The organism is Thiomonas sp. DCM-2, assembly GCF_056820905.1.
In genome coordinates, this window is record NZ_CM165962.1 from 1,609,108 (window position 1) to 1,629,514 (window position 20,407).

The 20,407-nt window shown below is 64.9% G+C and carries 19 protein-coding genes and 1 riboswitch; of the genes, 12 read left to right on the forward strand and 7 right to left on the reverse strand.

All coding sequences use genetic code 11. The features are described 5' to 3' along the window. Window positions 1-6 precede the first annotated feature (6 nt). The 4 genes from lpdA (at window position 7) to AC1ZQA_RS07780 (ending at window position 4,653) form a co-directional block, all read left to right on the forward strand. Window positions 7-1,440, forward strand: a complete 1,434-nt coding sequence (lpdA, locus tag AC1ZQA_RS07765) for a dihydrolipoyl dehydrogenase (RefSeq protein WP_482679217.1) — start codon at window positions 7-9, stop codon at window positions 1,438-1,440. 7 nt (window positions 1,441-1,447) lie between these two features. Further along, a complete protein-coding gene (zapE, locus tag AC1ZQA_RS07770) occupies window positions 1,448-2,545 on the forward strand; it encodes a cell division protein ZapE (RefSeq protein ID WP_482679218.1) in 1,098 nt (365 codons plus the stop codon). Further along, the gene (locus AC1ZQA_RS07775; protein WP_482679219.1) at window positions 2,542-3,252 is read left to right on the forward strand and encodes a hypothetical protein; all 711 of its coding nucleotides are present in this window, start codon (window positions 2,542-2,544) and stop codon (window positions 3,250-3,252) included. Before zapE ends, AC1ZQA_RS07775 begins: the two co-directional genes overlap by 4 nt. 66 nt (window positions 3,253-3,318) lie before the next feature. Beyond that, window positions 3,319-4,653, forward strand: coding sequence for a mechanosensitive ion channel family protein (locus AC1ZQA_RS07780; RefSeq protein ID WP_482679220.1), 1,335 nt, complete (start codon window positions 3,319-3,321; stop codon window positions 4,651-4,653). Between the two features lie 32 nt (window positions 4,654-4,685). Here the strand turns inward: AC1ZQA_RS07780 and AC1ZQA_RS07785 are convergent, their stop codons facing one another. Beyond that, window positions 4,686-5,252, reverse strand: a complete 567-nt coding sequence (locus tag AC1ZQA_RS07785) for a TMEM165/GDT1 family protein (protein WP_482679221.1) — start codon at window positions 5,250-5,252, stop codon at window positions 4,686-4,688. An 8-nt stretch (window positions 5,253-5,260) separates the two neighbouring features. Further along, window positions 5,261-5,450: riboswitch (yybP-ykoY riboswitch) on the reverse strand. A 169-nt stretch (window positions 5,451-5,619) separates the two neighbouring features. On the opposite strand from AC1ZQA_RS07785, the gene AC1ZQA_RS07790 reads away from it, so the two are divergent. From AC1ZQA_RS07790 to AC1ZQA_RS07810, 5 genes are all read left to right on the forward strand, one after another. Continuing rightward, window positions 5,620-6,369: an electron transfer flavoprotein subunit beta/FixA family protein gene (locus AC1ZQA_RS07790; RefSeq protein WP_482679222.1), complete on the forward strand. Its 750-nt coding sequence runs from the start codon at window positions 5,620-5,622 to the stop codon at window positions 6,367-6,369. Between the two features lie 36 nt (window positions 6,370-6,405). Next, complete coding sequence (locus tag AC1ZQA_RS07795) at window positions 6,406-7,338, forward strand: electron transfer flavoprotein subunit alpha/FixB family protein (RefSeq protein WP_482679223.1); 933 nt, start codon at window positions 6,406-6,408, stop codon at window positions 7,336-7,338. A gap of 96 nt (window positions 7,339-7,434) precedes the next feature. Next, window positions 7,435-9,219 carry an acyl-CoA dehydrogenase gene (locus AC1ZQA_RS07800; RefSeq protein ID WP_482679224.1) on the forward strand — a complete coding sequence of 595 codons (1,785 nt, stop codon included), beginning with the start codon at window positions 7,435-7,437 and terminating at the stop codon, window positions 9,217-9,219. An 83-nt stretch (window positions 9,220-9,302) separates the two neighbouring features. Then, window positions 9,303-10,262, forward strand: a complete 960-nt coding sequence (locus AC1ZQA_RS07805) for an NAD(P)H-dependent flavin oxidoreductase (protein WP_482679225.1) — start codon at window positions 9,303-9,305, stop codon at window positions 10,260-10,262. A 51-nt stretch (window positions 10,263-10,313) separates the two neighbouring features. Next, complete coding sequence (locus AC1ZQA_RS07810) at window positions 10,314-10,673, forward strand: Mpo1-like protein (protein WP_482679226.1); 360 nt, start codon at window positions 10,314-10,316, stop codon at window positions 10,671-10,673. On the opposite strand, the gene AC1ZQA_RS07815 is transcribed toward AC1ZQA_RS07810, so the two are convergent. After that, window positions 10,618-11,949: a YihY family inner membrane protein gene (locus AC1ZQA_RS07815; RefSeq protein WP_482679227.1), complete on the reverse strand. Its 1,332-nt coding sequence runs from the start codon at window positions 11,947-11,949 to the stop codon at window positions 10,618-10,620. The genes AC1ZQA_RS07810 and AC1ZQA_RS07815 overlap by 56 nt on opposite strands. Before the next feature lie 17 nt (window positions 11,950-11,966). On the opposite strand from AC1ZQA_RS07815, the gene wrbA reads away from it, so the two are divergent. From wrbA to AC1ZQA_RS07830, 3 genes are read left to right on the forward strand one after another with little or no spacing between them, the layout of a single operon-like run. Then, entirely contained in the window at window positions 11,967-12,566 is a 600-nt protein-coding gene (gene wrbA / locus AC1ZQA_RS07820) for an NAD(P)H:quinone oxidoreductase (RefSeq protein ID WP_482679228.1), read from the forward strand. 11 nt (window positions 12,567-12,577) lie between these two features. Continuing rightward, window positions 12,578-12,952 (forward strand): DUF2069 domain-containing protein, encoded by a 375-nt coding sequence (locus AC1ZQA_RS07825; RefSeq protein WP_482679229.1) that lies wholly within the window; start codon window positions 12,578-12,580, stop codon window positions 12,950-12,952. After that, the gene (locus AC1ZQA_RS07830; RefSeq protein ID WP_482679230.1) at window positions 12,939-14,381 is read left to right on the forward strand and encodes an FAD-binding oxidoreductase; all 1,443 of its coding nucleotides are present in this window, start codon (window positions 12,939-12,941) and stop codon (window positions 14,379-14,381) included. The genes AC1ZQA_RS07825 and AC1ZQA_RS07830 overlap by 14 nt, the downstream gene beginning before the upstream one ends. Here the strand turns inward: AC1ZQA_RS07830 and AC1ZQA_RS07835 are convergent. The 5 genes from AC1ZQA_RS07835 to AC1ZQA_RS07855 form a co-directional block, all read right to left on the reverse strand. Continuing rightward, the gene (locus tag AC1ZQA_RS07835; protein WP_482679231.1) at window positions 14,311-15,261 is read right to left on the reverse strand and encodes an ion transporter; all 951 of its coding nucleotides are present in this window, start codon (window positions 15,259-15,261) and stop codon (window positions 14,311-14,313) included. The genes AC1ZQA_RS07830 and AC1ZQA_RS07835 overlap by 71 nt on opposite strands. A gap of 141 nt (window positions 15,262-15,402) precedes the next feature. Then, window positions 15,403-17,115 carry a 2-isopropylmalate synthase gene (gene leuA / locus AC1ZQA_RS07840; protein ID WP_482679232.1) on the reverse strand — a complete coding sequence of 571 codons (1,713 nt, stop codon included), beginning with the start codon at window positions 17,113-17,115 and terminating at the stop codon, window positions 15,403-15,405. 199 nt (window positions 17,116-17,314) lie between these two features. Next, window positions 17,315-17,521 (reverse strand): hypothetical protein, encoded by a 207-nt coding sequence (locus tag AC1ZQA_RS07845; protein WP_482679233.1) that lies wholly within the window; start codon window positions 17,519-17,521, stop codon window positions 17,315-17,317. Between the two features lie 71 nt (window positions 17,522-17,592). Beyond that, window positions 17,593-19,227 carry a methyl-accepting chemotaxis protein gene (locus tag AC1ZQA_RS07850; protein ID WP_482679234.1) on the reverse strand — a complete coding sequence of 545 codons (1,635 nt, stop codon included), beginning with the start codon at window positions 19,225-19,227 and terminating at the stop codon, window positions 17,593-17,595. A gap of 90 nt (window positions 19,228-19,317) precedes the next feature. Next, entirely contained in the window at window positions 19,318-20,382 is a 1,065-nt protein-coding gene (locus tag AC1ZQA_RS07855; RefSeq protein ID WP_482679235.1) for a protein-glutamate methylesterase/protein-glutamine glutaminase, read from the reverse strand. Window positions 20,383-20,407: the final 25 nt, after the last annotated feature.

Sequence of the window (20,407 nt, forward strand, 5' to 3'; positions counted from 1 at the left end):
CTCATCATGTCATCGGCTTTTGATCTCATCGTTCTCGGCGCCGGACCCGGCGGCTATATCGCGGCCATTCGCGCTGCCCAACTCGGCATGAAGGTCGCCTGCATCGACGCCTGGCGCAACGCCCAGGGCGGTCCGGCGCCTGGCGGCACCTGTACGAATGTGGGCTGCATCCCGTCCAAGGCCCTGCTGCAGTCGAGCGAGCATTTCGAGCAGGCAGGGCATGCCTTTGCCGCCCATGGCATCGGCGTCAGCGGCCTGTCCATCGACGTGCCCACCATGCAACAGCGCAAGGCCCTGGTGGTCAAGCAGAACAACGAAGGCATCCTCTACCTGTTCAAGAAAAACAAGGTCACCTTTTTTCATGGCATGGGCACGCTCAAGGGCGGCAGTGGCACGGAGGGCTGGCAGGTTGCGGTGACGGGCAAGGACGGCGAGCAGACGCTGGTGGGCAACCAGATCCTCCTCGCCACCGGCTCGGTGCCGCGCAGCCTGCCGGGGCTGGAGTTCGACGAGAAACAGGTGCTCTCCAACGACGGCGCGCTGTCCATCGACGCGGTACCCGAGACGCTGGGCGTGATCGGCGCCGGGGTGATCGGGCTGGAGATGGGCAGTGTCTGGCGCCGTCTGGGTGCGCAGGTCACGCTGCTCGAAGCGCAGCCGGAGTTTCTTGCTGCGGCCGACGCACAGGTGGCCAGGGAGGCACTCAAGCAGTTCACCAGGCAGGGACTGACCATTCATCTCGGGGCCAGAATCACCGCGACCAAAGCGGGCAAGTCCGGCGTGACCGTCGAGTGGACAGACAACAAGGGCGTGGCGCAGATCCTCAAGGTGGACAAACTCATCGTCTCTGTTGGGCGCAAGCCCAATACCGATTGCCTGGGCGCCGAGGCCGTGGGCCTGACACTGGATGCGCGGGGCTTCATTGCGGTGGACGCCGACTGCCGCACCAATCTGCCGGGCATCTGGGCCGTGGGCGACGTGGTGCGCGGGCCCATGCTGGCGCACAAGGCCGAGGAAGAGGGCAGTGCCGTGGCCGAGCGCATCGCAGGTCAGAAGCCGCATGTGGACTTCAACACCGTGCCGTGGGTGATCTACACCACGCCGGAAATCGCCTGGGTCGGGCAGACCGAGCAGCAGCTCAAGGCGGCCGGCCGCGACTACAAGGTGGGCAGTTTCCCCTTCATGGCCAACGGGCGCGCGCGCGCCCTGGGCGACACCACTGGCTTTGTCAAAATGCTGGCCGATGCCAGGACCGACGAGATTCTCGGCGTGCATATCATCGGCCCCATGGCGTCGGAGCTGATTGCCGAGGCTGCGGTGGCGATGGAGTTCAAGGCGTCGAGCGAGGACATTGCGCGCATCTGCCACGCACATCCCACCCTGTCGGAGTCGCTGAAGGAAGCGGCGCTTGGCGTGGCAGGCCGCACGCTGAACTTCTGAGGCGCGCATGAACGTCACCGAATACGTCGAGCAGTCGCTGCAGGAACGCGGCTTCACCGCAGACGCGGCCCAACTGGCCGGGGTGGCTCGCCTGCAGCAGTGCTACGACGAATGGGTCGAGTACAAGTCGCGCCGCTCCAGCGCCATCCGCCGGGCGCTCATTCATCCGGAGCTGCCGCGCGGGGTGTATCTGTATGGCGGTGTGGGGCGGGGCAAGTCCATGTTGATGGATGCGTTCTTTGTCACCGTGCCGCTGCTGCGCAAGACCCGGCTGCACTTTCACGAGTTCATGCGCGAAGTGCAACGGGAAATGGCCTTGCTGCAGGGCACGGTGGATCCCCTCACGGAGCTGTCGCGCCGTATCGCGCGGCGCTTCCGGCTGATCTGCTTTGACGAGTTTCACATCAGCGATGTGACCGATGCCATGATCCTGCACCGGCTGCTTGGCGGTCTGTTCGACAATGGCGTGCAGATGGTGGCGACCTCCAACTTTCACCCTGACGACCTTTACCCCGACGGCCTGCACCGCGACCGCATCCTTCCCGCCATCGCGCTCATCAAACAGAAAATGGACGTGGTCAAAATCGACTCCGGCGTGGACTATCGCCATCAGGCGCTGTGCGAACTCGACCTCTACATCACACCGCTGGGCGAGCAAGCGCAATCCCGCATGGAGCAGGCATTCGAGCGCATGGCGTCGAGCGCCGAGGAAGACCCGGTGCTGACCATCGAGGGACGCGAGGTGATGGCGCTGCAGCGCGCGGGCGGCGTGGTGTGGTTCAGTTTTCACGAGCTGTGCGAAACCGCGCGCTCCCAGAACGACTACCTCGAAATCGCCAGCCGCTTCCATACCGTGCTGCTGTCCGATGTGCCACGGATGACCGAGGACATGGCCAGCGCCGCGCGTCGCTTCACCCTGCTGATCGACGTGCTGTACGACCGGCGCATCAAGCTCATCCTCTCTGCTGCGGTCCCGCCGGAGCAGCTCTATGAGCACGGCCCGCTGGATTATGAATTCACCCGCACGGTCTCGCGTCTGCATGAAATGCAGAGTGCCGATTACCTGCGCGCAGGCCGGCGTCAAGGCGAGGCGGAACTGGTATGACCTTGCGCGACACCACGCGTCTGCTGTGCGCGCTCGCCGTGTCGGCCTGCTTCACGCGGGTCCCGGTTTTTGCGGCGCAGCAGCCCACACCCGAACAAGACGCAGCGCAGCAGCTTGCGCTGCAAGCCCAGCGCGCCCAGGTGCAGGCACGTCATCAGGCCGAGCAGGCCGCGTGCATGCACCGGTTCTTTGTCAATGACTGTCTGGATGCTTCGCGTCAACAGGAACGCAAAGCGCTTGCGCCCATCGATGCCGACTTGCAGGCGATCGCGCTGCGCGCGCGGATGCGCGCCGCCGAAGCCGAGCTGCGGCAGGTGCAGGCCAACATCGCCGCAGCGCAGGCTGGACAGCCCGACAGTGCCCCGGCCGAGCGCCAGAGCGCGGCGCGCGCGGCCGCTCTGGCTCAGCGTGAGAAGCAAGCCGCCGAGCGTGCCCGGCAAGCCGCAGCGGATGCAGCGCAAGGAGCCGTGCCGCCGTCCCCCCGCCCCAGGACCGCTCCGCCTGCGCCCCGGCTGTTTGCCGCTCCCGCGCCGCAAGCCGCGCTGACGCCGGCCCAGCGTGCCGCACAGGCAGCCCAGGCGCAGGCAGACTACGCTGCAAAGCAGAAGGCATATGCCGACAAGCAGGCGGCGCAGGCACGCCAGAGCGCAGCGCAAAAGCAGGCCGCGCCCTTGCCGGTGCCGTCACCCAGCGCGCCCCTGCATTGATCTGTCCAAGCCTGCCCGGGGATGTTGCGGGCTACCATGCCCGCCTGCTCATTTGCTGTCGCGCGCATGTTGATTGAATCTCCCCTGATCGAAGCGTTCTACCACCAGACCCCGGAGCAATTGCGCTTGCAGGCCGGCATTCTGCTGGGCGTTGTCCTGCTCGGTGCGCTGCTGGGCACTGCACTTGAAAAACAGGCGCGCAAGTTGCCGAGTTGGCGCGAGGCATTTCAGGCGAGCTGGCGTTACGGCCTGGGGTTTCCGTTTGTTGCCCTGCTCGCCCTGGTTCTGGTGCGCCATGGGTCGCACATTCTGCTCAATCTGCCTCTGCTCAAGCTGGCGTTGCCGGTGCTCGGGGTGCTGCTGCTCGTGCGGCTGGCCGCTTCGGTGTCGCGGCACCGGTTCTCCAGGGACAGTGGCATCCCTTATTTGGTGCGGGTGGTCAACACCGGCTTGTGGATCACTCTGGCGCTGCATCTGGCGGGCATCCTGCCCGAAATTCGCGAGGCGCTGGACGCCCTGTCCATCACCCTGGGCAAACAACGCCTGTCTGGCTGGACGCTGCTCAAGGGGGTGGCCTCGATCGCGGTGACGCTGCTGCTGGCGCTGTGGGTCTCGTCGCTGCTGGAGTCGCGCCTGATGCGATCGCCGCTGGACGCCAGCCTGCGGCTGGTGTTCACGCGGCTGCTGCGCTCGGTGGTGCTGCTCGTCGCCGTGCTCACGGCGCTGCAGATGGTTGGGATCGACCTCACCGTGCTCAGTGTGTTCGGCGGCGCCTTGGGTGTTGGACTGGGGCTGGGTCTGCAGAAAATCGCGGCCAACTATGTGTCCGGCTTTGTCATCCTGCTCGAGCGCAGTCTGCGCGTCGGCGACAACGTGCGAGTCGAAGCGTTTCAGGGCCAGATCATCGACATCAAGACCCGCTACACCCTGGTGCGCAGCGCGGGGGGGACCGACTCCATCGTGCCCAATGAACTGCTGATCGCCAATCGCATCGAGAATCTTTCCTACAACGATCCGAACGTGTGGCTGTCCACCACCGTAGGCGTGTCCTACGACACCGATGTGGAACAGGCGCTCGCGCTCATCAAGGAGGCGGCGCAGTCCGTCCCGCGCGTTCTGCACAGCCCGGCTCCGAGTGCAGTGCTCGACGCCTTTGGCGACAGCGCGCTCAACATCACCGTGGGCTACTGGATCGCCGACCCCGAAAATGGCACTCTGGGCGTGCGCGGGCAGGTCAACCTCGCCATCTGGCACACCTTGAAGGCACACGGCATCGAGATTCCGTTTCCGCAGCGGGTGGTGCAATGGGCGGGGGACAATCCGCCGCCCGCTGTGACGCGGCCTCAGGCAGACGCAACCGGGGCCGCACACCGGCCAGAGCCTGACCACGACGGCGATTGACAGCAGCCTGCGGCCGCCCGATGCGCGTGGCCTCACGCAGTGAGGGCCTTGTGCAGGGAATAGGCGCCCATCACGACGAAAATCAGGGCAGCGATGCCATGCACCAGGCGCGTGGGCAGCCGGTCCGCAAAACGATGACCGAACAGGATTGCGGGAACGTTGGCCAGCATCATGCCTAGCGTCGTCCCCGCCACCACCGCGAACCATTCCTGATAGCGCGCAGCCAGTGCGACTGTGGCCACCTGGGTCTTGTCGCCCATTTCCGCAAGAAAGAACACCACGATCGTGGTGGCAAAAATGCCCAAGCCGCGCGGCATGTTGTCGTCCTCATCGGCCTTGTCGGGAACCAGAATCCACAAGCCCATGATCAGGAAGGAGAACACGACCACCCAGTCGAGGATGCGCGGTGTCAGCACATGCGCCAGCGCATCGCCGAGCGCGGCCGCAACGCCATGGTTCAGGAGCGTGGCGACAAGCACGCCAAAGATGATTGGCCACGGCCTGCGGTAACGTGCAGCCAGAGTGAGGGAAAGAAGCTGGGTCTTGTCGCCGATTTCGGCCAGGGCGACCAGTCCAGTGCTGAGGAGGAAAGCTGACATGCGTGGGTAGGCAAAGCGGCTGCGGCAAATCCAAGACGCATCACGACCCCGCAGCCAGCGGACGTGATGCATCGGTCTTGCCAGGCGATCGCTGCAGGCGCCACGGCCGTCTGTCGCTGTGCGACGTTGACGGCCAAGTGTGTTGACGCAAGCCCCACCGATTGCTGCGGCGGGCGGCTACTCCCCAATGCGGACAGCAATCTATCACGTCGGCGCGGCAGGTTCGCTGAAAGGGCTTGATCTGCGAATGCGTCCCTCGTTACACTGACAAAAACGAACGGTCGTTCTATTATGATGGGTGCTTCGCCGGATGCCGGTGGGGTGCTTCCTATACTGAGCGCATAGTCCAAATTCACAGGAGCAGGGCATGAAAGTGCTGGTCGCGGTCAAGCGCGTGGTCGATTACAACGTCAAGATCCGGGTCAAGTCTGACGGCAGTGGCATTGATACCGCTGGCGTGAAGATGAGCATGAATCCCTTTGACGAAATCGCCGTGGAAGAGGCGGTGCGTCTCAAGGAAAAGGGCGCAGCGACCGAGATCGTCGCCGTGAGTTGCGGCACTGCAGCCAGCGGCGAAACCCTGCGCACCGCCCTGGCGCTCGGCGCCGACCGTGGCGTGCTGGTGGAGAGCGATGCCGACTTGCAGCCGCTGGCCGTGGCCAAGCTGCTCAAGGCGGTCATCGACAAGGAAGGCGCGCAACTCGTCATCCTCGGCAAGCAGGCGATCGACGACGACAGCAACCAGACCGGGCAGATGCTGGCGGCCTTGCTGGGCTGGTCGCAGGCGACATTTGCGTCCAGGGTGGAACTGCGTGGTGACTCGGCCCAGGTCACCCGCGAGGTGGATGGCGGGCTGGAGACCATTGCGGTCAAGCTGCCCGCGGTCATCACCACCGACCTGCGGCTGAACGAACCGCGCTATGTCACCTTGCCCAACATCATGAAGGCCAAGAAAAAGCCGCTCGACACCCTCAAGCCCGAGGAACTCGGCGTGGATGTTGCGCCGCGCCTCAAGACCCTCAAGGTCGTCGAGCCGCCCAAGCGCGGCGCCGGGGTGAAGGTGCCCGATGTGGCCACGTTGATCGCCCGTCTCAAGACCGAGGCCAAGGTCATTTGACCGATCCGCCGATCTGCCACCATTCAAGGATGATCCATGACCGCACTCGTCATTGCCGAACACGATAACCAGGCTCTCAAACCCTCCACCCTCAACACCATTGCTGCAGCGCTGCTGTGCGATCCCCAGGTGCATGTGCTGGTTGCAGGCGCGGGCTGCGCCGGGGTGGCACAGGCTGCCGCGCAGGCGGCAGGCGTTGCCAAGGTGCTGTGCGCTGATGCGCCGCAGCTCGCTGACGGGCTGGCGGAAACCACGGCGGCGCAGGTGATTGCCCTGGCGCCGGGTTACAGCCACATCCTGGCACCGGCCACCGCCTTCGGCAAGAACATCGCGCCGCGCGTGGCGGCTCTGCTCGATGTGGCGCAGGTGTCCGACATCATCCACGTGCTCGCCCCCGACACCTTCGATCGCCCGATCTACGCCGGCAACGCCATCGCCACGGTGCAGAGCAGCGACAAGATCAAGGTCATCACCGTGCGCACCACCGGTTTCGACCCGGTGGCTGCCAGTGGTGGCAGCGCCACGGTCAACACCATTCCCGCCGTGGCCGATGCGGGCCTGTCCAGCCTGGTCGGACGCGAAACCACCAAGAGCGAGCGCCCCGAACTCACGGCGGCCAAGATCATCGTCTCCGGCGGGCGCGGTCTGGGCAGCAAGGAAAACTTCGAGGCGGTGATGACCCCGCTGGCCGACAAGCTCGGTGCAGCCATGGGCGCCAGCCGCGCTGCGGTGGACGCGGGCTACGCGCCGAACGACTGGCAGGTGGGGCAGACCGGAAAGATCGTCGCGCCGCAGCTGTATGTGGCGGTGGGCATTTCCGGCGCCATCCAGCATCTGGCCGGCATGAAGGACAGCAAGGTCATCGTCGCCATCAACAAGGACGAGGAAGCACCGATTTTTGGCGTGGCCGATTACGGCCTGGTGGCCGATCTGTTCACCGCGGTGCCGGAAATGGTCAAGCAGATCTGACACCCGCGCTACAGCCCGTTCACAACCGCAGAGGCTGCACAGAACAGCCCGCACCGGTCAACAGCCGGAATCAGCAGCCCCAAACCGGAGACTCGCATGGCCTACACCGCACCCGTCCGCGACATGATGTTCGACCTTGAACATCTCGCAGGTCTGGCGTCCATTTCCCAACTCCCCGGCTTCGAGGACGCCACGCCCGACACCGCTCGCGCCGTGCTGGAAGAATGTGCCAGGTTCAACCAGGAAGTGATCGCTCCACTCAATCGCACCGGCGACCTGCAACCCAGCAGTTGGAACAACGGCGTGGTGACGACAACCCCTGGCTTCAGGCAGGCGTTCCAGCAATTTGCCGAAGGCGGCTGGCAGGGCTTGCAGCATCCGGTGCAGTTCGACGGCCAGGGCCTGCCCAAGAGCATTTCCGCTGCCTGCACCGAAATGCTCAACGGCGCCAATCTGAGCTTTGCGCTGTGCCCGCTGCTGTCGGATGGCGCGATCGAGGCGTTGCTCACCGCTGGCAGCGACGAGCAAAAACGCCGCTACATTCCGCGGCTGATCTCGGGCCAGTGGACCGGCACGATGAACCTCACCGAGCCGCAGGCCGGCTCCGACCTGGCGCTGGTGCGCACCCGCGCCGAGCCACAGGGCGACGGCACCTACCGGATCTTCGGACAGAAGATCTATATCACCTACGGCGAACACGACATGGCCGAGAACATCGTCCACCTGGTGCTCGCGCGCCTGCCCGACGCGCCGCCGGGGGTCAAGGGCATTTCGCTGTTCATCGTGCCCAAGATGCTGGAAGACGGGCGGCGCAACGATGTGTGGTGCGCCTCGATCGAACACAAGCTGGGCATCAAGGCCAGCCCGACCGCGGTGCTGGTGTACGGCGACGGCAAGGGCGAGGTGGGGCCAGGCGCCATCGGCGAGTTGGTCGGCGAACCCAACCGCGGTCTCGAATACATGTTCATCATGATGAACGCCGCGCGCTATGCCGTGGGTCTGCAGGGTGTGGCGGTGGCGGAAGCGGCCTACCAGAAGGCCGCGGCCTACGCCAAGGACCGGGTGCAGTCGCGTCCGGTCGATGGCAGCGCGGCGCAGGCGGTGCCCATCGTCCACCACCCCGATGTGCGCCGCATGCTCATGACCATGCGCGCTCTCACCGAGGGCGCGCGGGCGCTTGCGCTGGTGGCAGCCAGCCTGCACGATGTCGGCCGCGCGCACCCCGACGCGCAGCAGCGCGCGGCGCACGAGGCGGCGTATGAATTTCTGGTGCCGCTGGTGAAAGGTTTTTCCACCGAAATGAGCATCGAGGTCGCCAGCCTGGGGGTGCAGGTGCATGGCGGCATGGGCTATATCGAAGACACCGGCGCCGCACAGTATTACCGCGACGCGCGCATTCTCACCATCTACGAAGGCACGACGGCGATCCAGGCCAACGACCTGGTCGGTCGCAAGACCGTGCGCGACGGCGGCGCGCTGGCGATGAACTTCGCCAGCCGCGTGGGCAAGACCGAGGACGCGCTCAAGGCCACCGGCGATGCGCAGGCGGTGGCGATGGCGGAGCAACTGGCGCAGGCGCGGCAGGCCTACGCACAGGTCGTTGCCTTCATCGCGGCCAACGGCAAGACCGACCCGAACGCCGCGTACGCCGGCAGCGTGCCGTACCTGCTGCTCGCGGGAACGTTGCTTGCCGGCTGGCAACTGGCGCAGAGCTGGCTGGCCACCGCACAGCTCGGCGCCGAGGATGCAGCATTTGCCAAGGCCAAGCGTGCCACGGCGGCGTTTTACTGCGCGCATCTCCTGCCCCGCTGCAGCGCGTTGCGCGATGCGGTGCTGCACGGCGCAGACAGTGTGATGACCCTGCCGGTGGAGGCGTTCTGAGATGAAAAGGTCCCCTGACTCGCTGCGCTCGCTTCCCCCCGAGGGGGGTGTCAGTTCCTTCCGAACGGCATTGGGGAACTGACATGGCGCTGCCCCAACTTTTGTCCTCCTTGCGGCTGCCGGTCATCGGCTCGCCGCTGTTCATCATTTCCAACCCCAAGCTGGTGATCGCGCAGTGCACCGCGGGCATTGTCGGCAGCTTTCCGGCGCTCAACGCCCGGCCGGCGTCGCAGCTCGACGAATGGCTGGCCGAAATCACCGAGGCGCTGGCGGCATGGAACGCGGCGCATCCCGACCAGCCGGCTGCGCCGTTTGCGGTCAACCAGATCGTGCATCGCAGCAACGACAGGCTGGAACACGACATGCTGCTGTGCGCGAAATACAAGGTGCCCATCGTCATCACCTCGCTGGGCGCGCGGCCCGAGGTCAACCAGGGGGTGCATTCCTGGGGCGGCATGGTGTTGCACGACGTGATCAACCAGACCTTTGCGCACAAGGCGATCGACAAGGGCGCCGACGGCCTGATCGTGGTCGCTGCGGGTGCGGGTGGGCATGCCGGCACGCAGTCGCCGTTTGCGCTGGTGCAGGAAACCCGCGCCTGGTTCGACGGGCCCATCGTGCTGTCTGGCGCGATCGCCAGCGGCAACGCCATCCTTTCGGCACAGGCGATGGGCGCAGACCTGGCCTACATCGGCAGTGCGTTCATCGCCACCGACGAAGCTCGCGCGGTGGACGCCTACAAGCAGATGATCGTCGCCAGCAGCGCGCAGGACATCGTGTATTCCAGCCTGTTCACCGGGGTGCACGGCAACTACCTGCGCGGCTCGATCGCTTCCGCTGGTCTCGACCCCGACCACCTGCCCGAAGGCGACCCGAGCAAGATGGATTTCGCGGCGGCGCTGGGCGGCGCCAAGGCGTGGAAAGACATCTGGGGTTGTGGTCAGGGCATAGGCGCGGTCCGCAAGGTGCAGGGTGCAGCGGCGCTGGTGGAGCAGTTGTCCGCCGAATACCGCGCCGCGCGGCTGCGGCTGTGCGGCGGCTGATCGCTGCCAAATCGCCTAGAGTTGCAGCATCACCGCGACCGGAGATGCACCATGCGCGCACGTCACCATCCCCACGACCTGCCTGCGGCGCAGCAACCGCCCGACCCAACCCGACTGGCCGCAGCGCGCCACTTTGCCGAGTTCTATCCGCTCTATCTGGCCGAGCATCGCCACCCGCTCAACCGCAGGCTGCATTTCATCGGCTCCACGCTGGCGCTGATCTGCCTGTTCTTTTTCGTGTTCACAGGCAACCCGTGGTGGCTGCTCGCGGCGGTGGTCTGCGGTTATGCCTTTGCCTGGGCGGGGCATTTCTTCGTCGAGCACAACCGCCCGGCCACCTTCAAGCGCCCGCTGTTCAGTCTGATGGGGGACTGGGTGATGTGGTGGCAGACGCTGACGAACCGGCTGTGACTGCGGGGTCGGTCAGCAGCCGATCCAGGCTCCAGTCGCGTTCGTCGTCGCTGAGCAGGTGACCGAGCAGTGGCGAGGTGCGCATCGCATGCTGCTTGTCGAGCAACAGCGCGTCGATCAATGGCCCGACCGTGGTGGTCTTCGGATTGCACAGCAGCGCCCAGCGCGACGGCCCGCGGGCTCCTGGTGCGATCTTGCCCACCCAGCCCAGGCGTTCCAGCACGGTGAGCAAGTCCTGCAACTGCAGCGGATCGAGTTGCAGCCGCCGCGACAGCGCAGCAGCCGACAGCCCGCAATCCGGCGCCTGCTGCGCGTGGTGAAGCTGCTCGAGCACCTGCATCGCGCCGAGAAATTCGGCCCCGGCGTAGCCATCGTGCCGGATCGCCCGCCCCCGCAGCGAGGGCAGATAGGCCGCAATCATCGCGCCCACCAGCACGGCGATCCAGCTGAAGTCGATCCACAGCAACAGCAGGGGCAGGGTGGCGAACGTGCCGTACACCGCGGTGTAGGTGGTCACCGAGGAGAAATACCACGCCAGCGCCCGTCCGCCCAGGCTAAATGCCATTGCGGCGACCACGCCGCCGATCAGCGCGTCGCGCCACTGCACCTCGGTGTTGGGGATGAAGCGAAACATGGCCGCCAGCGCAGTGGCCATCACCGCCCAGGAAGCCAGGCTCAGCAACACACTGGCGACGCCGGGCAAGTGATGCAACAGCCCACGGTGTGCCCCGGCGACATAGCTCATCAGCCCGATGCTCGCGCCCAGGACCAGCGGCCCGAGGGTGAAACCGGCCCAGTACAGCAGCACCCGCTGCGCCAGCGGACGGGGCCGCGGGGTGCGCCAGATGGCGTTGAGCGCGCGGTCGACCGTGAGCATCATCGAGGTGGCCGTGACGATCAGAAAGAGCACGCTGACCACGCCCAGCCCCTTGGCCCGCGCGGCGAAATCGCTCAGATAGTGAGAAACCTTGTCCGACAGCGCCTCGGGCAGCATCGACTGCGCCAGATGCGACTGCACCTGCCCCTGCAGCCGGTCGAAGGCGGGGAACGCGGTAAACACCGCCAGCACCACGGTCAGAAGCGGTACCAGAGAGATCAGGGTGGTGAAGGTCAGGCTGCCCGCAGTCTGCGCCAGATTGTCCTGTGCAAAGCGTCTTGCCAGGGTGCGCAGCACAGGGAGGAGCGCCCCCCGGGCCGACTCTCCACGGGAAACAAGCCAGCCTGGGGCGGCCCGGCGCTGGCTTGCGTGCGTTTCGGAGGTGCGCGGACGGGACATGGCAATACGATAGCGACATGAAAGACATTCTGGTTCTGTATTACAGCGTACACGGCGGCACGCGCACCCTGGCCGAGTGCATTGCGCAGGGTGTGGCCAGCGTGCCGGGAGCGCTGCCGCGGGTGCGCACCGTGCCGCGGGTCAGCACCGTGGCCGAGCAAACCGCGCCCACGATTCCCGACGATGGGCCGCCCTATGCGGAACTGAGCGATCTGCAGGAATGTGCCGGACTGGCGCTGGGCTCGCCCACCCGCTTTGGCAACATGGCTGCGCCGCTGAAGCATTTTCTCGATCAGACGTCTGCGCTGTGGCTCTCCGGCGCCTTGGCGGGCAAGCCGGCTGCCGTGTTCACCTCCACCGGCAGCCTGCACGGCGGGCAGGAAAGCACGCTGCTGTCGATGATGCTGCCGCTGCTGCATCACGGCATGCTCATCGTCGGCCTGCCCTATGCGGGCCAGCCCGAGCTGATGACCACGCGCAGCGGCGGCACGCCCTATGGGGCGAGTCATCATGCGGCGCCGGACGCTTCGCTCGCGGTCAGCGAGGAGGAAAGGCGCCTGGCGATTGCCTTGGGGCAGCGCCTGGCGCAGGCGGCACTCAAGCTCGCGGTCAACTGATCCGATCGATCATGTCGGCCTCCTCTCTATCCCGGCAGCACCTCTGGCACCGTGGTGCAGTGCTCAGCCTGCTCGCGCTCATCCTGCTCTGTGTGCTGTGGGAAATCTGGATTGCGCCGCTGCATCCGGGCGGCTCGCTGCTGGTGCTCAAGGTCTTGCCGCTGCTGCCGGCGGTTCCTGGGGTGTTGCGCGGCAGGGCGTTCACGCTGCGCTGGCTGAGTCTGCTGCTGTGGTTCTACGCGGCCGAGGGCGTGACCCGCGCGTTGACCGATCCTCACGCCGCGTCCAGAGGCCTGGGATGGATCGAGTTGTTGCTGTCGCTCGCGCTGTTCGTCTGCATTGCCGGATTCCTGCGGTCTGGAGCTCCGCGCCATGACGCCCGCTGAGCGCACCCGTTTTGTCGATGCCCTGCGCGCGCTGCTCGGCGCGTCGCATGTGCTCACGGATGCGCAGGACTGCGCTTCCTACCTCACCGACTGGCGCAAGCGCTATTGCGGGCAGGCGCTGGCCGTGGTGCTGCCGGGCGATACCGCGCAGGTGGCCGAGGTGGTGCAACTGTGCGCGCTGCACAGTGTGCGCATCGTGCCGCAGGGCGGCAATACCGGGTTGGTAGGCGGCGCCACGCCAGATGCCAGTGGTGAGCAACTCGTGCTCAGCACCCGTCGCCTGCAGCGTATCCGCGCGATCGATGCGGCGGGCGGCAGCCTGATCGCCGAGGCCGGCTGTGTGCTGGCCGTGGTGCAGCAGGCCGCAGCCGACGTTGGCAAGCTGTTCCCGCTGTCGCTGGCCGCCGAGGGCAGTTGCACCATCGGCGGCAATCTGTCGACCAATGCCGGCGGCACGGCGGTGCTGCGCTACGGCAATGCGCGCGATCTCTGCCTGGGGTTGGAGGTGGTCACGCCCCAGGGCGAAGTGGTGGATGCACTCAACACTCTGCGCAAGAACAACACCGGCTACAGCCTGCGCGATCTGTATATCGGCGCAGAGGGTACGCTGGGCATCATCACCGCGGCGGCGCTCAAGCTGTTTCCGCAGCCTGCAGCGCAGATCACCGCGCTGGCCGCGGTGCGCGACATGGCCGCTGCCATCAGCCTGCTCGATCTGGCGCAGGCTCGGCTGGGCTGTGGCCTGACCGGTTTCGAGCTGATGAGCGCACACAGTCTGCAATTGGTGCAGCAGCATTTCCCGCAGCAAACGCTGCCGTTTGCGCTGCCCAGCCCGTGGTGCGTGCTGCTCGAGACCAGCGACGCCGAGGGCGAAATGCAGGGCAGGGCGCGTCTGGAAGGCCTGCTTGCGGCGGCGCTGGAGGCCGGGCTGGTGGTAGATGCCGCGGTGGCGCAGAGCCTTGCGCAAAGCCGTGCGCTGTGGCGTTTGCGCGAATCGATTCCGCTGGCGCAGGCGCAGGAGGGACTCAACATCAAGCACGACATCGGCGTGCCGCTGTCGCACATGGCCGCGTTCGTCGAATCCACCGCCGAGCTGGTGCAGCAGGCAATTCCGGGTGCGCGGCTGGTGGTGTTCGGCCATCTGGGCGATGGCAATCTGCATTACAACGTGCAGGCGCCGCTGGACATGGACCCGGCACGTTTTCTCCGGGCACATGAGGCCACGTGCAACCGCATCGTGTTCGATGCCGCGACGGCCTGCGGCGGCACCTTCTCCGCCGAGCACGGCATCGGTCAGCTCAAGCGCGACGAGCTCGCACGCTACGGCGATGCGGTCGCGGTGGCGCAGATGCGGGCGATCAAGCAGGCGCTCGATCCGCAGAACCTGATGAATCCAGGGAAGGTGTTGCCCGATCGTCCTGGGGCTTGATGCCCCCAAGCGGCTCGCCGCAGCGGCGGCAGTAGCGGGCATCGCTCATGTGCCCGACCAGGCCGCAGCGCGGGCAGATCGCGTCATCGAGCGCCTGCGCCTGCCGGTGTTCCTCGACCCGGCGCTGGGTGCGGTAGGAATTGATCAGTTCGGCCGAGTAGATTCCCGTGGGCACCGCGATGATGCCGTAGCCCACGATGATGATGCCCGAGGTGATGATCTGCCCCAGCGTGGTCTTGGGCGTGATATCGCCAAAGCCGACGGTCGCCATGGTGACGATGGCCCAGTAAATGCCGCGCGGAATGCTGGTGAAGCCGTTGCTCGGCCCTTCGACCACATACATGATCGAACCGAAAATGGTGGTCAGGGTCAGCACGCTGAGCACGAAGACGAAGATTTTGTTCCTGCTGCGCGCCAGCGCATCGAGCATCTGGCTGGATGCGCTGGTGTACTCCATCAGCTTGAGAATCCGGAAGATGCGCAGGACCCGCAGGGTGCGGATCACGCTCAGATGGACCGAGCCGAGAAACAGCAATTCCAGATACGCCGGCAGAAAGGCGAGCAGATCGATGATGCCGAAAAAGCTGAGAGCGTAGCGCCACGGGTTCTGCACCACGGAAAGCCGCACCACATACTCCAGCGTGAACGCCACGGTGAAAATCCACTCCAGCACGTAGAACACACCATGCGCCTGTGCATGCACCGCCTGCACCGAATCCAGAATGGTGATCAGCACGCTCAGCAGAATGAAGCCGATCAGCAGCAGATCGAACAGCTTTTCGTCGCGTGTGTCGTGAAAGTACATCACGCGGTACCAATAGCCGCGCCAGCCCTCGGTCGTGCGCGGTGCGAGATGGATGCTGGACTGGCGGTTTTGCATGGATGTGGTGGCGCAAGAGCGTGATGAGCCGGATTCTAGAAACCCGCTGGAGGCGGTCATCACGCGCGCGATCACAAAAAAACCGCCCTGACGGGCGGCTGTCGGCTGCTGGGCGGCGCTGCGCCGCGTGCGCTGCGCGTTTCAGGCCACGGCGCGCAGCGGAGCGCGCAGCGCGTCGAGACGCTGTTCGGCGGCGTCTGTCGGCAGCCGATGCAGCAGACGGTTGGCGCCGGAAACCAGCGCCCGTACCGATGCGGTGACGATGTTGGCGTCCATGCCGACGCCATACGTGCTGGTGGGCAGTCCGTCGATCGCCATTTCGACGATGGCCGATGCCTTGGCATCCGCGCCGAGGCCCAGCGCGCGCTCCTCGTAACTGTGCACCGCCAGCGGCAGGCGCAGGGCGTGGATCGCGGCGTCGATCGGGCCGTTGCCTTCGCCGGAGAGGCTCAGGCGTTTGCCATCGACATCGATCTCCAGCCGGATGCCCTGACGTTCGCCGTGATCGGTGAGGTGATAGGAAATCAGGTGGAGCGGACGCGCCACGGCGACATATTCGTCGTTGAACATCTTCCAGAGTTGCTGCGCAGTGACTTCGCTGCCGGTGGCGTCGGTGTGCTTCTGCACCACGCCGCTGAACTCGACCTGCAGCCGGCGCGGCATGATCAGGCCGTAAGTCGCTTCGAGCAGATAGGCGATGCCGCCCTTGCCGGACTGGCTGTTGACGCGAATCACCGAGTCGTAGGTGCGCCCCAGATCAGCCGGATCGACCGGCAGGTAAGGCACTTCCCAGAGGGCGTCCGGACGCTGCGCGGCCAACCCCTTCTTGATCGCGTCCTGGTGCGAGCCGGAGAATGCGGTGAACACTAGATCACCCGCGTAGGGGTGACGCGGATGCACCGGAAGCTGGGTGCATTCCTCCACCGTGCGGGCGATGGCGTTGATATTCGAGAAGTCCAGCCCCGGATGCACACCCTGCGAATACAGGTTGAGCGCCAGGGTGACGAGGTCGACATTGCCTGTGCGCTCGCCGTTGCCGAACAGGCAGCCCTCCACGCGGTCCGCACCGGCCATCACGCCCAGTTCGGCAGCGGCCACGGCGCAGCCACGGTCGTTGTGCGGATGCAGCGAGAGAATGATGCTGTCGCGCCGGTCGAGGTGGCGGTGCATCCACTCGATCTGATCGGCATAGATGTTCGGCGTGCTCATTTCCACCGTGGCCGGGAGGTTGAAAATGATCTTGTTCTCGGGCGTGGGCTGCCAGACTTCGGTGACGGCATTGCACACCGAGACGGCGAAGGGCAGCTCGGTACCGCTGAACACTTCCGGGCTGTACTGAAAGGTCCATTGCGTGTCGGGTTGCTCGGCTGCGAACTGCTTGATGAGCTTGGCCGCATTGACCGCAATCTGGGTGCAACCCGCCTCATCCACGTTGAACACAATGCGGCGGAAATTGGGCGCAGTGGCGTTGTACACATGCACGATGGCCCGCTTGGCGCCACGCAGCGACTCGAAGGTGCGGCGGATCAGGTCCTCACGCGCCTGGGTGAGCACCTCGATGGTGACGTCGTCAGGAATATGCCCGCCTTCGATGAGTTCGCGCACAAAGTCGAAATCGGTTTGCGATGCCGAAGGGAACGCCACTTCGATTTGCTTCACGCCCACGGCGCAGAGCGTCTTGAACATGCGCATCTTGCGTTGCGCATCCATGGGCTCGAACAGCGCCTGGTTGCCGTCGCGCAGATCGGTGCTCATCCAGATCGGCGGCCGGGTAATGACCTGATCGGGCCAGGTGCGGTCTTTCAAGCCGATGGGGGGGAAGGCCTGATATTTGGTTTGCGGATGCTTCAACATGAATCAATCTCCAGAAAACGAATGCGAATGTTCAGAACAGGAAGGCGACGACAAGGCGGCCGGACTGTCGCAGGCGCAGGGCCCGGCAACCGATGGGTAGTCGTTTTGCATCGGAAAACAGGTTCATGGCGAAGAGTCGCATAGAAAAAAGCGCCCTGGGGCGAGGCCGCGGGCGCTTGATGTCGGTTGCAAAAATGAATCAGTCGCGCGCGGTCCGGGACGGCAGTGCCAGTAGGAGAGAACCCAGCAGCAAAGCGCTTTGCGCATTACTGAAAATGCGGTGGAGAACGGGCGCGCTCGCGATCAACATGAAGTAAAGGTAGCAAAATTCGCGCGCAGCGTCAAACAAAAGTCCCTGGTGCTGCAGCGCACGCGAGATGCTTGGCACCGAGCGGTCTTTCTGCACGGGCCCTTTACGAATTTGACAGGCTCCTGGGAGGCTCAAGTTGTCTCTGGAGTTTTCTGAACAGGAACGGCTCAAAACCGCACGAATTCCGGCTGAGCGGTGGTGAGCACAGGCAGGTCATCTGCGGTGGCTTGTCTGGGCATACGCCGCGGCTGAGGCGCAACGGGAGCCATCTGCTGGGGTGCGTTTGTTTCCTGCGCCAGTTTGAACCCTGCCATGCTCTCTTGCAGCGCCTGTGCCTGCGCATTCATCTCTTCTGCCGTGGCAGCCAGCTCTTCCGAGGCCGAGGCATTTTGTTGGGTCACCGCATTGAGCTGCGAGACCGCCTGATTGATCTGCTGCATGCCGATGGACTGTTCTTCCGAGGCGGCGGTGATCTCCTGCACCAGATCGGAGGTCTTGGAGATGGCGGGCACCATCTGCGCCAGCAAGGCCCCTGCGGCGTCGGCCTGCTTGACCGTGGAGGCGGCCAGATCGCCGATCTCCTTGGCCGCCACCTGAGAGCGCTCAGCCAGCTTGCGCACCTCGGCAGCCACCACCGCAAAGCCCTTCCCATGTTCTCCGGCACGGGCGGCTTCAATGGCGGCGTTCAAGGCCAGCATATTGGTCTGATACGCAATGTCATCGATGATGGAGATGCGCTCGGCAATGGCCTGCATCGCCGTGACCGTGCCTTGCACCGCCTCACCGCCTGCACGAGCCTGAGAAGCCGCCTGCTGCGCCATGCCATCGGTCAGCCGGGCGTTGTCGGCGTTCTGGCGGATGGAGGCCGTGGCCTGCTCCAGCGTGGCGGAGGTTTCCTCCACCGAGGCCGCCTGCTCGGAGGATGACTGCGACAGGCTCTGCGAGGTGGCCGACACCTGGGTGGAGGCCGAGAGCAACTGCTCGGCAGAGGAGCGCACCGCGCCAATGACCCCGGTCAGGCGCTGCACCATGTCCTCCAGCGCCCGCAACAACGCACCGGTCTCGTCCCGGGAACGTGAGCTCACCTGCACCGACAGATCCCCTGCGGCCACCCGCTGCGCCACAGAGACGGCTTCGGATAAAGGACGAGTAATGGAGCGGGTGATGAGAATGCCGCCAACCATCGCCACAACGATGAACCCCAGAGTGATCAGCACGGTGTCACGTATCGAACGCGCGTAGTCGACCTGGCTTTGCACATACGCACTTTGCATGCCGGCTTTCTGGTGCGCTATCAGGGTGCGGATGTGCTCACGCATTGCAGCGACGATCGGGGCGGCCAGCTGGGTGTAGATGGTGCTCGCTTGGGGGTAGAGACCTTGATGCATCAGTCCGATCACCTGTTGTTGCACCGCGCGGTTCCGCTCCATCAACCCTTTGATCTTTGCCATTTCCGCGTTGACTTCGGCATCGGGCGGCAAGGTTTGCAAGGTTTTGAAAATTTCCGCTGTGTCCTTGCGGTTGCTGGCCAGTTGTTCAGTCAGCAGGTGCTGCTGAGCCTGGTCTCTGACCGGGTTGAGCAGCGCCTGGTACAGCGCACTGGTCGTGTTTTGAAAATTCCCGAAGAACGCGTCGAGTAATTGAATGCGTTGGCTCTGGACATGGATGATGGTGTCGAGCCTGGCATTCGACTTCTCCAGTTGCTGTTGCGCAAGCACTGCGTTGAAGACGATGACTGCGAGCATGCCGATAAGACCCAGGGTCATACGGGTGCGAATGCGAAGATTGTTGATCGATTTCATGGATGTCTTGTGGATGAAAGCATGATGAACGAACGGCACATCAGGCGCCTGTCGGCATAGGCAATTGCCCTGATTGCGCGGCACTTTGCTTCAGCCACGCCCATACTCCACCATGGCTGCCCCCACCTCGCTCAGCGGCAGGCTGCGATCGGCGGCGCCGAGCTTCACCGCTTCCTTGGGCATGCCGTAGACCACGCTGGTGGCTTCATCTTGGGCCACGGTGCGGGCGCCGGCGTCGTGCATCTCCTTGAGACCGCGCGCGCCGTCATCGCCCATGCCGGTGAGGATGATGCCCAGGGCGTTGCGTCCTGCGCATTGCGCAACCGAGCGGAACAACACATCCACCGATGGTCGGTGGCGGTTGACGGGCGGGCCATCGCGCACTTCGACGTGATACTGCGCGCCGCTGCGCCGCACCTGCATGTGACGTCCCCCAGGCGCGATGAGCACAAGTCCTGGAATCAGCCGGTCGCCATCGCACGCCTCGCGAACTTCCAGAGCGCAGACCGTATTCAGGCGCTCGGCAAAGGTTGCGGTGAATTTTTCCGGCATGTGCTGCACCACCGCGATGCCCGGCAGGGTGCGGGGCAGGGTAGTGAGCACGCGCTCCAGCGCCACGGTGCCGCCGGTGGACATGCCCATGGCGATGATCTTCTCCGTTGTGTCGGTGAGCACATGCGCGCTGGGCGCAATGTTTTTTGTGGTGACTGTCGCTCGGGACATGACGCTCAGGCTGCGCGGATTGGCTCGCGCTGCAGCCTTGATGGTCTGTGTTAGCTCCGCTGTCTGCTCTAGCAAGAAATCCTTCAGGCCCACCCGCGGCTTGGTGACCACACTCACAGCGCCTGCAGCCAGCGCGTCCAGGGTGATCTGCGCACCCTTCTCGGTGAGAGTGGAGCAGATCACCACGGGAAGCGGATGATCGGCCATGAGTTTTTTGAGAAAGGTGATGCCGTCCATGCGCGGCATTTCCACATCGAGCACCAGCACGTCGGGCCACTCGTCTTGCTGCATTCGCTGCAACGCAAACAGTGGGTCCGGCGCAGTGCCGATGACCGCAATACCGGGGTCGCGCAGCAGCACGGCCTGCAGCACTTGCCGCACCACGGCTGAATCGTCGACGATGAATACTTTGACCTTGTCTGTCCGGATCACGGATTGATCTCCCCGAATGTGCTTT